The sequence below is a fragment of the Bradyrhizobium sp. 2TAF24 genome (genome assembly GCF_052115025.1).
Lineage (GTDB): Bacteria > Pseudomonadota > Alphaproteobacteria > Rhizobiales > Xanthobacteraceae > Bradyrhizobium_A.
Window position 1 is genome coordinate 1 of the sequence record NZ_JBFRFW010000025.1, and the last position, 15196, is coordinate 15196.

Below are 15196 nucleotides of genomic sequence, written 5' to 3' on the forward strand. Positions count from 1 at the left end.
GCGGCGTTCGTCCCGCCCGCCGTCGTCACGAGGACGCTCGCGCTCCCCGCCGTGCCGGCCGGCGTTACCGCCGTGATCGACGTGGAGGACACGACCGTGACCGACGTCGCTGCCGTACCGCCGATCGTGACGCCCGTCGCGCCGGTGAAATTGGTGCCGGTGATGGTGACGCTGGTGCCGCCCACCGTCGGACCGGCGCTCGGCGAGATCGCCGTCACCGTCGGCGCCGCAACATAGCTGTAGAGCGTGTTGGCGGCGTTCGTCCCGCCCGCCGTCGTCACGAGGACGCTCGCGCTCCCCGCAGCGCCGGCCGGCGTCACCGCCGTGATCGACGTGGAGGACACGACCGTGACCGATGTCGCGGCCGTACCGCCAATCGTCACACCTGTCGCGCCGGTGAAGTTGGTGCCGGTGATGGTGACGCTGGTGCCGCCAGATGTTGGCCCGGTGCTCGGCAAGATCGCCGTCACCGTCGGCGCCGCGACATAGCTGAAGAGCGTGTTGGCGGCGTTCGTCCCGCCCGCCGTCGTCACAAGGACGCTCGCGCTCCCCGCAGCGCCGGCCGGCGTTACCGCCGTGATCGACGTAGAGGACACGACCGTGACCGAGGTCGCGGCCGTGCCGCCGATCGTGACGCCCGTCGCGCCGGTGAAATTGGTGCCGGTGATGGCGACGCTGGTGCCGCCAGATGTTGGGCCGGTGCTCGGCGAGATCGCCGTCACCGTCGGCGCCGCGACATAGCTGTAGAGCGTGTTGGCGGCGTTCGTCCCGCCCGCCGTCGTCACGAGGACGCTCGCGCTCCCCGCAGCGCCGGCCGGCGTTACAGCTGTGATCGACGTGGAGGACACGACCGTGACCGATGTCGCGGCCGTACCGCCGATCGTCACACCTGTCGCGCCGGTCAAATTGGTGCCGGTGATGGTGACGCTGGTGCCGCCAGATGTTGGGCCGGTGCTCGGCGATATCGCCGTCACCGTCGGCGCCGCGACATAGCTGTAGAGCGTGTTAGCGGCGTTCGTGCCGCCGACCGTTGTCACGAGGACGCTCGCGGTCCCGGCCGTACCGGCCGGTGTCACCGCGGTGATCGAGGTCGCGGAGACGACCGTGACCGATGTCGCGGCCGTGCCGCCGATCGTCACACCGGTCGCACCGGTGAGGTTGGTGCCGGTGATGGTGATGCTGGCACCGCCGACCGTAGGGCCGTTGGCGGGCGAGATCGCGATCACTGTCGGCGCCGCGACATAGCTGTAGAGCGTGTTGGCGGCGTTGGTCCCGTAGGGCGTCGTGACCAGGACGCTTGCGGTCCCCGCAGCACCAGCCGGCGTCACCACCGTGATCGAGGTCGCGGACACCACGGTGACCGATGTCGCGGCCGCGCCGCCGATCGTCACACCGGTCGCGCCGGTGAAATTGGTGCCGGTGATGGTGACGCTGGTGCCGCCAGATGTTGGGCCAGTGCTGGGCGAGATCGCCGTCACCGTCGGCGCCGCGACATAGCTGTAGAGCGTGTTGGCGGCGTTCGTCCCGCCCGCCGTCGTGACCAGGACGCTCGCGCTCCCCGCCGAACCCGCTGGTGTCACGGCCGTGATCGACGTGGAGGACACCACCGTGACCGATGTCGCGGCCGTGCCGCCGATCGTGACGCCGGTCGCGCCGGTGAAGTCCGTGCCGGTGATGGTGACGCTGGTGCCGCCGGCCGTTGGACCCGTATTCGGCGAGATCGCCGTCACCGTCGGCGCTGTGACATAGGTGTAGAGCGTGTTGGCGGCGCTGGTGCCGCCTGGTGTCGTCACCAGCACACTCGCGGTCCCGGCCGAACCCGCTGGTGTCACGGCCGTGATCGACGTGGAGGACACCACCGTGACCGAGGTCGCGGCCGTGCCGCCGATCGTCACGCTCGTCGCGCCGGTGAAGCCGGTGCCAGTGATGGTGACCGAGGCGCCGCCTGCCGCCGGGCCGGAATTGGGCGAGATCGCCGTCACCGTCGGCGCGGCCGCATAGGTGAAGAGCGTGTTCGCCGCGTTCGTTCCGTCAGGCGTCGTGACAAGAACGCTTGCGGTCCCCGCCGAGCCCGCCGGTGTCACGGCGGTGATCGTGGTCGCGGAGACGATGGTGACGGCGGTCGCGGCCGCACCACCGATCGTGACGGCCGTGGCGCCGGTGAAATTGGCGCCGGAGATGGTGACGCTGGTGCCACCCGAAATTGGACCTGCGCTCGGTGAGATCGACGCCACAGTCGGGGACGTGCCATAGGTGAAGAGGCTGTTGGCGCTGTTGGTGCCGTAAGGGGTGGTGACCAGGACGCTTGCGGCCCCCGCCGTGCCGGCCGGCGTTACCGCGGTGATCGAGGTCGCCGACACCACGGTGACCGACGTCGCCGCCGCGCCGCCGATCGTCACGCCGGTCGCGCCGGTGAAGCCCGTACCCGTGATGGTGACGGAGGTGCCGCCTGTCGTGGATCCGGAATTCGGTGAGATGGCCGTGATCGCCGGCGGAGCGACATAGGTGAAGAACGTGTTGGGCGCGTTCGTCCCGCCTGTCGTGCTCACCAGGACGCTCGCGCTGCCCGCAGTGCCAGCCGGCGTCACCGCCGTGATCGAGGTCGCCGACACGACCGTAACCGACGTCGCGGCCGTGCCGCCAATCGTGACTCCAGTCGCGCCGGTGAAGCCGGTGCCGGTGATGGTGACGGAGGTCCCACCTCCCGTCGGTCCCGTGTTGGGCGAGATGGCCGTGACCGTCGGCGCCGCGACATAGCTGTAGAGCGTGTTGGGGGCGTTCGTGCCGCCTGCCGTCGTGACCAGGACGCTCGCGGTGCCGGCCGACCCCGCTGGCGTCACCGCCGTGATCGAGGTCGCGGACACCACCGTGACCGACGTCGCCGCCGCGCCACCGATGGTGACACCGGTCGCGCCGGTGAAGTTGGTCCCCGTGATGGTGACGCTCGCGCCGCCCGCCGCGGGACCAGCGCTGGGCGAGATGGCTGTGACCGTCGGGGCCGTCACGTAGCTGTAGAGCGTGTTGGCGGCGTTGGTGCCGCCAGCCGTCGTCACCAGCACGCTCGCAGTCCCCGCCGTGCCAGCCGGCGTCACCGCCGTGATCGAGGTCGCCGACACCACCGTGACCGACGTCGCCGCCGCGCCACCGATCGTCACGGCGGTCGCGCCGGTGAAGTTGGTACCGGTGATGGTGACGCTGGTGCCGCCAGATGTTGGGCCGGTGCCCGGCGAGATCGCCGTCACCGTCGGCGCCGCGACATAGCTGTAGAGCGTGTTGGCGGCGTTGGTGCCGCCAGCGGTGGTAACCAGGACGCTCGCGGTCCCCGCGGCGCCGGCCGGCGTTACCGCCGTGATCGAGGTCGCGGACACCACCGTGACCGATGTCGCGGCCGTGCCGCCGATGGTCACGCCCGTCGCGCCGGTGAAGTTGGTGCCGGTAATGGTGACGCTGGTGCCACCTATGGTCGGGCCGGCGCTCGGCGAGATCGCGCTGACGGTCGGCGCCGCGACATAGGTGTAGAGCGTATTGGCAGCGTTCGTTCCGCCTGATGTCGTGACCAGGACACTCGCGCCGCCCGCCGCCCCCGCTGGCGTCACCGCCGTGATCGAGGTCGCGGACACGACGGTGACCGAGGTTGCCGCGGCGCCGCCGATGGTGACGCCGGTCGCACCGGTGAAGTTGGTGCCGGTGATCGTGACGCTGGTGCTGCCCGTCGTGGGACCGGCGCTGGGCGAGATTGCCGTGACCGTGGGGGGAGCAACATAAGTGTAGAGCGTGTTCGCGGCGTTGGTGCCACCGGGCGTCGTCACCAGCACGCTTGCAGTTCCCGCCGTTCCAACCGGCGTAACAGCAGTGATCGAGGTCGATGAGACGACGGTGACCGATGTCGCGGCTGCACCGCCGATCGTGACGCCGGTCGCGCCGGTGAAGTTGGTGCCGGTGATCGTAACGCTGGTGCCGCCTGTTGTGGGACCCGCATTGGGTGAGATCGCCGTCACCGTCGGCGCCGCAACATAGGTGTAGAGCGTGTTGGCGGCATTCGTCCCACCAGCCGCCGTCACCAGGACGCTTGCGCTGCCCGCCGTGCCGGCCGGCGTCACCGCCGTGATCGATGTCGCGGATACCACGGTAACCGAGGTTGCCGCCGTGCCACCGATCGTCACACCGGTCGCGCCGGTGAAGTCCGTGCCGGTGATGGTGACGCTGGTGCTGCCTGTTGTGGGACCCGCATTGGGTGAGATCGCCGTCACCGTCGGCGCCGCAACATAGGTGTAGAGCGTGTTGGCGGCGTTGGTGCCGCCCACCGTCGTGACCAGGACGCTCGCGCTGCCCGCCGCGCCGGCCGGCGTCACCGCCGTGATCGATGTCGCGGACACCACGGTAACCGAGGTTGCCGCCGTGCCACCGATCGTCACACCGGTCGCGCCGGTGAAGTCCGTGCCGGTGATGGTGACGGGGGTGCCGCCTGCCGTCGGACCTGTGCTGGGCGAGATCGCCGTCACCGTCGGGGCTGCGACGTAAGTGTAGAGCGTGTTGGCAGCGCTTGTGCCGCCCACCGTCGTGACCAGGACGCTCGCGCTGCCCGCAGCGCCGGCCGGCGTCACCGCCGTGATCGATGTCGCGGATACCACGGTAACCGAGGTTGCCGCCGTGCCACCGATCGTCACACCGGTCGCGCCGGTAAAGTTCGTGCCGGTGATGGTGACGGAAGTCCCGCCTGCCGTCGGACCTGTGCTGGGGGAGATCGCCGTCACCGTCGGCGCTGCGACGTAAGTGTAGAGTGTGTTGGCGGCATTCGTCCCGCCAGCCGCCGTCACCAGGACGCTTGCGCTTCCCGCCGTGCCGGCCGGCGTCACCGCCGTGATCGAGGTGGCAGAGACGACAGTCACCGAGGTTGCAGCCGTCCCACCAATCGTGACCCCTGTCACACCGGTGAAGTTGGTGCCGGTGATGGTGACGCTGGTGCCACCCGCCGTCGGACCAGAATTGGGGGAGATCGCCGTCACCGTCGGCGCTGCGACGTAAGTGTAGAGTGTGTTGGCGGCATTCGTCCCGCCAACCGCCGTCACCAGGACGCTTGCGCTTCCCGCCGTGCCGGCCGGCGTCACCGCCGTGATCGAGGTGGCAGAGACGACAGTCACCGAGGTTGCAGCCGTTCCGCCAATCGTCACCCCTGTCACACCGGTGAAGCCGGTGCCGGTGATGGTGACGCTGGTGCCACCCGCCGTCGGACCGGAATTGGGTGAGATCGCCGTCACCGTCGGCGCCGCGACATAGGTGTACAGCGCGTTCGCGGCGTTGGTGCCGCCTGATGTCGTGACCAGGACGCTCGCGCTGCCCGCAGCGCCGGCCGGCGTCACGGCGGTGATCGATGTCGCGGACACCACGGTGACCGAGGTCGCGGCCGTACCGCCGATCGTCACACCGGTGGCGCCGGTGAAGTTGGTGCCGGTGATGGTGACGCTGGTGCCACCCGCCGTCGAACCGGAATTGGGGGAGATCGCCGTCACCGTCGGCGCCGCGACATAGGTGTAGAGCGTGTTCGCGGTGTTGGTTCCGGCCGATGTCGTGACCAGCACGCTCGCAGCGCCCGCCGTTCCGGCCGGCGTCACCGCCGTGATCGACGTGGACGACACCACGGTGACTGAGGTGGCCGCGGCGCCGCCGATCGTGACGCTCGTCGCGCCGGTGAAGTCCGTTCCGGTGATGGTGACACTGGTGCCGCCGGTCGTGGGACCGGAGTTGGGCGAGATCGCCGTCACGGTCGGCGCCCCGACATAGGTGAAGAGCGTGTTCGCCGCGTTCGTTCCGCCTGATGTCGTCACCAGGACGCTCGCGCTCCCCGCCGTGCCGGCCGGCGTTACAGCCGTGATCGACGTGGAGGACACGACCGTGACCGAGGTCGCCGCCGCGCCACCGATCGTGACCGCCGTCGCGCCGGTGAAGCCGGTGCCGGAGATGGTGACGCTGGTGCCGCCCGCGATCGGCCCCGTGTTAGGCGAGATCGCGCTCACCGTCGGCGCCGCGACATAGGTGTAAAGCGTATTGGCGGCGTTCGTGCCGCCTGGTGTCGTGACCAGGACACTCGTGGCGCCCGCGAATACGCGGGACGGCGTGACCGCGGTGATCGAGGTATCGGAGACGACGGTGACCGAACTCGCGGCCGTGCCGCCGATCGTGACCGCCGTCGCGCCGGTGAAGCCGGTGCCAGTGATGGTGACGCTGGTGCCGCCCGCCTTGGGACCGGCACTGGGCGAGATCGCAGTCACCGTCGGCGCCGCGGCATAGGTGTAGAGCGTGTTCGCAGCATTCGTTCCGACAGGCGTCGTGACCAGGACGCTCGCAGCCCCCGCTGTTCGGGCCGGCGTCACCGCGGTGATCGAGGTCGCCGACACCACCGTGACCGAGGTCGCCGCCGCGCCGCCGATCGTGACTCCGGTCGCGCCCGTGAAGTTGGTGCCGGTGATCGTGACCGAGGTGCCGCCCGCCGTTGGACCGGCGCTGGGCGAGATGGCGGTGACGGTCGGCAGATTGGCATAGGTGAACGTCGTGCTGCCGGTGGCGGCCACGGAGGCGGTAGTGTCGGTCACGGTCACGGTGGCGGCGCCGAGCGTACCGGCCGGCGTCGTCGCCGTCAGCGTCGTCGCGCTCGCATAGGTCGCCGTCACGGTCGACGAGCCGAAGGTCGCCGTGTAGCTGTCGCCCGCGACGAAGCCCGTGCCGGTGATCGTCACGGAGGTCCCGCCCGACGGCGGACCGGTGGCCGGCGAAACCGCCGTCACCGTCGGTGCGACGTAGGTGAAGGTTGCGCTGCCGACCAGGCCGATCGACGCGGTGAGGTCCGCGAAATCACCGTGACCGCGCCCGCCGACTTGGCCGGCGCCGTCGCCGTCAAGGTCGACGCGTCGACGTAGGTCCCCGTCACCTGGGTCCCGCCGAAGCTGACCGTATAGTTATCGCCGGCGATGAACGCCCCGCCCGTCAGGGTCACCACGGTGCCACCCGCGGTCGGCCCCGCAACGGGCGAAATCGAGGTCAATGCGGGCCTGTATTTGAATGTCGCGCTGCCGGTGGCGGCGATGGAGGCCGTGGTGTCGGTCACGGTCACTGTCACCGATCCCGCCGCGCCGGCGGGTGTCGTTGCGGTCAGGGTGGTCGCGCTGGCATAGGTCGCGGCCACTGAATTCCCGCCGAAGCTCGCGGTGTAGCTCTCGCCGGACACGAAGCCCGTGCCCGTGATCGTGACGGATGTGCCGCCTGACATTGCGCCCGCTGCTGGCGAGATCGACGTTACGGTCGGCGTCGCGACATAGGTGTAGGTCGGGGTCCCCGTAGCGGGAATTCCGATCGTCGTGTCCGTCACCGTTACCGCGACTGCGCCTGCCAAACCTGAGGGCGTTGTCGCCGTCAGCGTCGTGGCGCTGACATAGGTCGCCGCCACCGAACTCCCGCCGAAGCTTGCGGTATAGCTGTGGCCGGAGACGAAGCCCGAGCCCGTGATCGTTACCGACGTGCCGCCCGATGTCGTACCCGACACGGGCGAGATCGACGAGATCGTGGCCGGCGTCAGGTAAGTGAAGGTCGTGCTGCCGGTGGCGGTGATCGACACCGTGGTATCCTTCACCGTCACCGTCGACGCGCCCGCCGAGCCCGCAGGCGTGGTTGCCGTCAGCGTCGTCGAGCTGGCATAGCTAGCCGTCACGGTCGACGAGCCGAAGGTCGCCGAATAGCTCTCGCCCGGGACAAAGCCCGTGCCGGTGATGGTCACGCTGGTGCCGCCTGCCGTCGAGCCGCTCGACGGCGAGATCGAGGCTACGGTCGGTGTCCCCACGTAGGTAAAGGTCGCGCTTCCGGTGGCGACAACGCCGGCCGTCATGTCCTTGACCGTCACCGTGGATGCACCCGCCGAACCGGATGGGCTCGTCGCCGTCAGCGTCGTGGCGCTGACATAGGTCGCCGTCACCGAACTTCCGCCGAAGCTCGCGGTGTAGCTGCGGCCGGAGACGAAGCCCGAGCCCGTGATCGTTATCGACGTGCCGCCCGATGTCGTACCCGACACGGGCGAGATCGACGAGACCGTGGCCGGTGTAAAGTAGGTGAAGGTCGCGCTGCCGGTGGCATTGAGCGAAGCCTTGGTATCCGTCACCGTCACCGTGACCGCGCCCGCCGAGCCCGCCGGCGTCGTCGCTGTCAGCGTCGTCGCACTGGCATAAGTCGCCGTCACGCTCGACGAGCCGAAGGTCGCCGAATAGCTCTCGCCCGGGACAAAGCCCGTGCCGGTGATGGTCACGCTGGTGCCGCCTGCCGTCGAGCCGCTCGACGGCGAGATCGAGGCTACGGTCGGTGTCACCACATAGGTAAAGGTCGCGTTTCCGGTGGCGACAACGCCGGCCGTCGTGTCCGTGACTGTCACTGTGGATGCGCCCGCCGGGCCGGGGGGCGCCGTTGCCCTCAAGGTTGTCGCATCGACGTATGTCGCCGCGACCGTGCTCGAGCCGAAAGCGGCGGTGAAGCTGTCGCCTGACACGAATCCTGAACCGGTGATCGTCACCGATGTACCGCCAGCGATCAGCCCCGCCCCCGGCGAAATCGTTGAGATCGCCGGAGCATAAGTGTAACCACCCGACAACGTCGTGGTCCCGCCCAGCGTCGTCACGACCACGTCGCAGACCGCGGCGGAATGCGATGGCGTGATGATCTCTATGCTGGTCCCGCTAATCGACTTAAAAGTATTGGCCGCCGCCCCGCAGATGGTGATGTCGACGAAGGATTTACCATTCTGATCAAAGCTGCCGGTGATGATTACGTCGGTGCCACCAGCCGGCAATCCGGAGCTTGGTGAGATCGAGGTGATCGAAGGCGGTGTATCAAAAGCGAATTGGATTGAAGTCGTGACGGTGGTCGAGGTCGTTGTGTCCGTCAGCAGCAAGTCGATATTGCCCGCGGCCTGGGCAGGCGTGGTCATCGTCAGCGTTGTCGAATTGACGTAGGTCGCGGTCGCGGATGCCCCGCCTGTCCCAAATTGCACCGTATAGCCGTGACCCGAGACGAAGCCCGTGCCGGTGATCGTCACGAAGGTGCCGCCAGAAACCGGGCTTGCCAGAGGAGACACACTCGTGATCGCCGGATCGGCCTGGGCGTTGCCCGCGGTCGCGCAAAGACCGAGCAGCGCGCCGATCAGTGCAACCAGGACGATACGGAGGCGTCCACTCCTGGCGACCGGGACGAGGAGCCGGGCTCCTGCTCCGGGGGGCTTTTCCCCCCGCGCGGGCCGCGAAACGCCGCCGGCCGGCACCGTCTGCCCGGACGAGGCGGGACCAAACCCGATCCGCTTACGCCAAGCCCCGCCGAACATACTCCACCCCAAACGACTGCAGGCAACGACGCCGATTGCTGCGGGACCGTCTGAAGCAACCCATTCGCAAGTCTTGACCGGCAGGGCTGGCCATTAAACGAATGGCGTCGCATCCAATGCCGCCCCGGCCATTCGTTAAAAATACCTAAATCAGCGCACAACGCGTTTTCGACCAATCGACAAAAACGTCGACGAAACGGCGTGTTAACCATGTGCGAGGGGTGCCGGCCGGGCTGCGGACGCGATGCCCATTGCCGGAGTTCGATGACAAATTCGGCATCCGAAACCCGCCTCATGCGCGCGATCTCGCAGCCTCCGGCGCCTCATCGGCCCCCCGCCCCCTGCGAACGCCCGGCGCCGCAACCTCTGCATGGATCTCGTCGGTAGCGGAGATTCCGGTCCCGGACGGCGCGTCGCCCGCGCCGCGCTTAACCAGTCCGTGCGACCACGTTGATCGTCCGTTGCTCCACCCGCGCCATCTGGCGTACAAACGAAAGGTTCCAACTGCCGCGGATCACGGGCCCCGCGGCAGGTCGCCGGCCGGACCACTGATAACGACGACCATTGCGGCCGCCGGACCTACACATATTTCGCTCACGTATTCCAAATCATAACAAACAACCGTCATTGAAGAGCATGTCGGACACAGTTGGAAACAAACCGATCGTCAGCTCGGAGATCGTCAATACAAAATATATTTTCGTCGTCTACGCCGCGCTCATCTTCCTCATGGGGATGCTCATCAGATTCGATCTGCACAAGAGCCTCCTCGTTGCAACGGCCCAAACCACACTGCTCGACGGCATTTTCGTCATCGTCCTGTATTCGATCAATCTTCTTTTCGATGGCTACGAGATCAAGGTCTCGATCGCCGCGACGCTGTCGATCCTGCTGTTTTCCATGGCGCTGGGCGTCTTCTTCGCGATCTTCATCATTCCATTCGTTCTGCAGCCGTTGCTTAAACTGCTGTTTCCGCCCGGCACCATCATGACGTACGCTTGGGCGACGGTGAGCGTCTACTACGCGATGATTGCGATCATATGGTCGGTCACGCTGCTTTGGACGATGAATATCCGCGCTTCGATCAAGAACGAGATCACGGCCATCAATGCCCGCAACGATGCCGAGCAACTCGCAATCCTGTCGGAGCTGCGCCGGTTGCGGCAGCAGCTCGATCCGCACTTCATCTTCAACAGCCTCAATGCGATCATCACCGAGGTCTACGATGACCCTCGCCAGGCGGCCGCGTTGCTGCGCGAACTGAGCGCGTACCTGCGCTACACGCTGAGCATCGGAGATCAGGAATTTGCGCCGATCGCGGCCGAAGCCGGCGCAATCCGCGCCTATCTGCGCGTGCAGGACATGCGGTTCGGATCGAAGCTTGCCTCGCGCATCGACGTGGCGCCCGAGGCTCAGAACCGCATCATCCCGACACTCCTGCTGCAACCCCTGATCGAGAACGCGTTGAAATTCGGCGTCGCCGACGCATCGGGCGTGCTCCAGATCGCGGTCCACATCACGGCGCAGGACGACACGGTGAACATCTCGGTCGAGAACTCGGGCGTCCTGCTGCAGTCTCCGCGCGGCGGGAACGGCACCGGCGTGGGGCTGCGAAATCTGCGCAGCCGATTGGCCATGCATTACGGCGCGCGCGCTTCGTTCGAGTTGAAGCAACTCGACCGGATGGTCGCTGCGACCGTCGAACTGTCGGGAGAACCGGCGTGAGGCTGTTCGTTGTCGACGACGAATCCCACGCACGGCGTGCCATCCATCAGGCCTGCCTCGACCATGGCGGCGTCACGGTCGCCGGTGAGGCGGCGTCGGTCGAGACGGCAGTCCCGCTCATCAAATCGGTCCAGCCGGACGCGATCATTCTCGACGTCGTGATGCCGGGCGAGGAAGGCTTCAGCCTGTTCCGCGCGATCGACGCGCAGCTTCCCATCATCATCTATTCCGGACACGCCGGCCGCGCGCTCGAGGCATTCGAGGCCGAAGCGTTCGATTTTCTCCTGAAGCCGGTCGAGCCGAACCGGTTCTCCCAGGTCATTGGTCGATTGGCACAGGCAATCGAGCAACGCAAGGCGCGGGCCGGCGGTCGCCCCGACAACAAGGCGTCGCTGCCGCTCCGGATCGCTGATCATACCGGCTACCGGCTGATCCAGCTCGACCAGATTCTCGCGGTCGAGGCCGAGAAGGATTTCAGCCGCCTGCTGCTGGCATCCGGCGAGAACTGCTTTGCAACATTGTCGATCGGACGGATGGAGGAGCGATTGCCAAATCCGCCCTTCGTGCGCCTCGGTCGCTCGATGATCGTCAATTGCAGCCGGATCGACCGGATCGATCCGCTCGACAATGGGCGCGGCCATCTCCGCTTCGCGAAGAACCTGGCCACGCTCGAGGTCGGGCGCGCCGCGCATTCGATCGTGAAGAAGATTATCTCGGTCCCTTGAATTGAAGCGCCGCAAGTCCACAACTGGCACCGCCTCATCCCGAAGGTTGGTCTTGGCGACCTGTTGGCGGAGAGGAAGGGACTCGCATCCCCGTTGAGCTTGATGTTCACCGCTCATCAGAGAGGTCCCGCGGCGCCGAGCTGGCCATCCTCCAACCCGGTGTCCATCAAAGCGGCAGCAGCTCATTCCCCGCCTTTTGTCCCCCGGTGTACCCCGCGAGGGGAAAATCGCGCCCTATCAGAACCCAGCCCTCAAGCTCCACTGTGTGCCCAAGACTGAGAGACCGTCGCTCGGACCCTCCTCTTTTTTGTGCCCCAAGGGAAAAATCTGAGGGGGCACAACAAGGAAACACAAAATGAAGTATGGCCGCTCATGGCCAACTGAGGCTTTAAAAGGCATAATGAACTGTAATAAAACGAATTATTTCGACACATGCGGCCCGATGGGATCTACAGATTGTGGTCCATACGGGAGAGGTCCAAGGTTCGATCCGTTGTGCACCCACCATCCAATGACCCGAAATCGCTAATCAAGATCGAGCGGACCGGCCTTCTTGAATGGGCCCTGCACCGCGTTCGCGGAGGAATGGACCCGGGATACCGGGCCTATTTCACTCACCGCGAGACTTGCGAAAGTAAGGTGCGCAAAACGGACGAAGCTCGGCGCCGCCGGGCACCTTCGCACACGCAAGGACCGCGCGGGATATCTGAACATCGTCGTCGCCCGAGCGCGGCGCCGCGAGCCTCCCGCCGGACGTGCACGTCTCCTTCCCGGGCGGCGCAAGACCACCGCCGCCAGCTCGACTTTGCCCGGACCGATTAACTCCAAACTCAGCTTCGCCCCCTATGGTGGGCCGCATCGCCGCCGGAACCGGGCGGCCGAACCGATGGACAGTCCTGCGATGGCGATGGAAGCGACGGCCCTGCCCCCGACCGGAACGAGCGCGACGGGCACCGCCGTGCCGCGCAAGATCGTGGTGCTCGACCTCGTCGAACGGGCGATCGTCAGCGCGGTGTTCTGCCGCTTCGCCTACCTGATGCTGCAGAACGTCTCCGACACCGCCAACATCGGTGCCGCACTGATGTTCGTCTCGGAACTCCTGGCGTTCGTGCTCATCATCATCCGGCCGCTGTCGGCGACGCTGTCGATCCGGCCGGCCGACTGGCTGTTCGGCGTGGCCGGCACCATCGCCCCGCTGCTGGTCAAGCCCGCGCCGGTGGCGCCGCTGCTGCCGGAAGCGCTGTGCTTCGCCGTCATCATCGCCGGCATCTACCTGCAGATCGCGGCCAAGGTCGCGCTCGGCCGCAGCTTCGGCATCATCGCCGCCAACCGCGGCGTCAAGGTCGGCGGCCCCTACCGCTTCGTGCGCCACCCGATGTATGCCGGCTACACCATCACCCACATCGGCTTCCTGCTCACCATGCCGTCGCTGCGCAACGCGCTGTTCTATGCGGTGGCGCTGACGTTCCAGGTGGTGCGCATCCTGCGCGAGGAGCGCGTGCTGAACGAAGCCGCGGAATACCGCGAGATGGCCGCGCGCGTGCGCTACCGGCTGCTGCCGGGCGTGTTCTGAGCTGAGCGGAGAAGGCCGCCGGATCGTCCGGCGCGTCGCGCGACAGGACGTCGCGTTTACTGCGACGAGACAGCAGTCGTCACGGAATTGTACTTGGTGCCAAGCGAGGTGCCCATCTGGGTCACGATGACCGCGATCACGATCGAGACGCCCGATGCGATCAGGGCATATTCGATCGACGTCGCACCGGCCTCGCAACGCCAAAATCGTGCCAGCATGTTCATCGACCGCCCCCTCGTGCCTGGACCGGGCAGCAATCTAGGCGGCAATGTGCTGCGGAAAGCTTAAAACGGCGGGCCGATGATACTACCCGGCGATGAATTTCGCCGCGTGCGTTTGAATCGAATTGCGCGCCGGCGCATCGCATGACCCGCGCTATGTTGTTGCGCCTGCCGGAAAATCCTGCGTTGCACCATCGAAACGACGGCTTGTCGGCCGGTCGCGAATGCCGCAGTCTTGCTTCACTCAAAAATAACCCTGGCCCTTGTGTCCTCGGGCCAACAGACGCCAACGGCGCATCTCGGGAGAAAGCCCAATGTCCCTGTTCACCAGCACCGTCACCAGGGGAGCGGCCTGCGCGGCGGCGTTCGCCCTCGCCTTCGCCAGCAGCGGGGCATTCGCCCAGAAGCGCTATGATCCGGGCGCCACCGACACCGAGATCAAGATCGGCCAGACCATGCCGTTCTCGGGCCCCGCGTCCGCCTACAGCACCATCGCCAAGGTGCAGGCCGCCTACTTCAAGATGATCAACGACCAGGGCGGCATCAACGGCCGCAAGATCAACCTGATCCAGTATGACGACGCCTACAACCCGCCCAAGACAGTCGAGCAGGTGCGCAAGCTGGTGGAAAGCGACGAGGTCTTGCTGACCTTCCAGATCCTCGGCACCGCGCCGAACGCCGCCGTGCAGAAGTATCTCAACGGCAAGAAGGTGCCGCAGCTGTTCACCTCGACCGGCGCCGCGCGCTTCACCGACCCGAAGAATTTCCCCTGGACCATGGGCTACAACCCCAACTACCAGACCGAAGGCCGGATCTACGCGCGCTACATTCTCACCAATCATCCCAATGCCAAGATCGGCGTACTTTACCAGAACGACGACTTCGGCAAGGACTACGTGATCGGACTGAAGGCAGGGCTCGGCGCCAAGGCCGCGGCGATGATCGTGGCCGAGATTCCCTATGAGGTCACCGATCCCACCATCGATTCCCAGATCGTCCGATTGAAATCGCTCGGCGTCGACCTGGTCTACGATATCACCACGCCGAAATTCTCGGCGCAGGCGATCCGCAAGATCGCCGAGCTCGACTGGCATCCGGTCCACATCCTCGACATCAACTCGCAGTCGGTCGGCGGCGTCATGAAACCCGCGGGCTTCGAGAATGCGCAGGGCGTCGTCAGCGTCAACTACGGCAAGGATCCGGGCGATCCGACCTGGGATAACGACCCCGGCATGAAGAAGTGGCGCGCCTTCATGGACAAGTATTATCCCGAAGGTGACAAGAACAGCAGCTTCAACACCTATGGCTATGGCGTCGCGCAGACGCTGGAGACAGTGCTGCGCCAGTGCGGCGACGACCTCACCCGCGAGAATGTGATGCGGCAGGCCGCCAACCTGAAGGACCTCAGCTACGACCTGTCGCTGCCAGGCATCATCATCACCACCAGCCCGACCGACTTTCGCGTCATCAAGCAGCTGCAGATGATCCGCTTCAAGGGCGAGCGCTGGGAAAGCTTCGGCCCGATCATCAACGACGACGACTGAACCGCCATCCATCGCATCGAAAGCGGCGCAGCGCGATCACCGCGCTGCGCCGT

The 15196-nt window shown here is 66.5% G+C and carries 7 protein-coding genes and 1 pseudogene; 4 read left to right on the plus strand and 4 right to left on the minus strand.

Annotated elements, in window-relative coordinates:
• The 3 genes and pseudogenes from AB4Z37_RS28880 to AB4Z37_RS28890 form a co-directional block, all read right to left on the minus strand.
• On the minus strand, positions 1 to 6734 hold a 6734-nt coding region (locus AB4Z37_RS28880), incomplete at its 3' end, for an IPT/TIG domain-containing protein (RefSeq protein WP_441520161.1).
• Positions 6735 to 6778: 44 nt separating this feature from the next.
• On the minus strand, positions 6779 to 8413 hold the full coding sequence (locus tag AB4Z37_RS28885; RefSeq protein ID WP_441520218.1) for a beta strand repeat-containing protein: 1635 nt from the start codon (positions 8411 to 8413) through the stop codon (positions 6779 to 6781).
• Positions 8414 to 9355 (minus strand): annotated as a pseudogene (locus AB4Z37_RS28890) (IPT/TIG domain-containing protein); the annotation flags it as partial. It abuts the gene before it with no gap.
• Positions 9356 to 9991: 636 nt separating this feature from the next.
• On the opposite strand from AB4Z37_RS28890, the gene AB4Z37_RS28895 reads away from it, so the two are divergent.
• The 3 genes from AB4Z37_RS28895 to AB4Z37_RS28905 all read left to right on the plus strand — a co-directional run bounded on the left by AB4Z37_RS28895 (position 9992) and on the right by AB4Z37_RS28905 (position 13378).
• The gene (locus AB4Z37_RS28895) at positions 9992 to 11080 is read left to right on the plus strand and encodes a sensor histidine kinase (RefSeq protein WP_441520162.1); all 1089 of its coding nucleotides are present in this window, start codon (positions 9992 to 9994) and stop codon (positions 11078 to 11080) included.
• Positions 11077 to 11805 carry a LytR/AlgR family response regulator transcription factor gene (locus AB4Z37_RS28900; RefSeq protein WP_441520163.1) on the plus strand — a complete coding sequence of 243 codons (729 nt, stop codon included), beginning with the start codon at positions 11077 to 11079 and terminating at the stop codon, positions 11803 to 11805. The genes AB4Z37_RS28895 and AB4Z37_RS28900 overlap by 4 nt, the downstream gene beginning before the upstream one ends.
• Before the next feature lie 886 nt (positions 11806 to 12691).
• Complete coding sequence (locus tag AB4Z37_RS28905) at positions 12692 to 13378, plus strand: methyltransferase family protein (protein ID WP_441520164.1); 687 nt, start codon at positions 12692 to 12694, stop codon at positions 13376 to 13378.
• A gap of 56 nt (positions 13379 to 13434) precedes the next feature.
• Here the strand turns inward: AB4Z37_RS28905 and AB4Z37_RS28910 are convergent, their stop codons facing one another.
• On the minus strand, positions 13435 to 13596 hold the full coding sequence (locus AB4Z37_RS28910) for a Flp family type IVb pilin (protein WP_441520165.1): 162 nt from the start codon (positions 13594 to 13596) through the stop codon (positions 13435 to 13437).
• A 317-nt stretch (positions 13597 to 13913) separates the two neighbouring features.
• Here AB4Z37_RS28910 and AB4Z37_RS28915 point away from each other — a divergent pair, with 317 nt between their 5' ends.
• The gene (locus tag AB4Z37_RS28915) at positions 13914 to 15143 is read left to right on the plus strand and encodes an ABC transporter substrate-binding protein (RefSeq protein ID WP_441520166.1); all 1230 of its coding nucleotides are present in this window, start codon (positions 13914 to 13916) and stop codon (positions 15141 to 15143) included.
• The last annotated feature ends 53 nt before the right edge of the window (positions 15144 to 15196 follow it).

Excerpts from the sequence above, each read along its gene's own strand:
- AB4Z37_RS28895 (WP_441520162.1), top strand. The coding sequence starts at position 9,992 with ATGTCGGACACAGTTGGAAACAAACCGATCGTCAGCTCGGAGATCGTC.
- AB4Z37_RS28905 (WP_441520164.1), top strand. The coding sequence starts at position 12,692 with ATGGACAGTCCTGCGATGGCGATGGAAGCGACGGCCCTGCCCCCGACC.
- AB4Z37_RS28910 (WP_441520165.1), bottom strand. The coding sequence starts at position 13,596 with ATGCTGGCACGATTTTGGCGTTGCGAGGCCGGTGCGACGTCGATCGAA.
- AB4Z37_RS28915 (WP_441520166.1), top strand. The coding sequence starts at position 13,914 with ATGTCCCTGTTCACCAGCACCGTCACCAGGGGAGCGGCCTGCGCGGCG.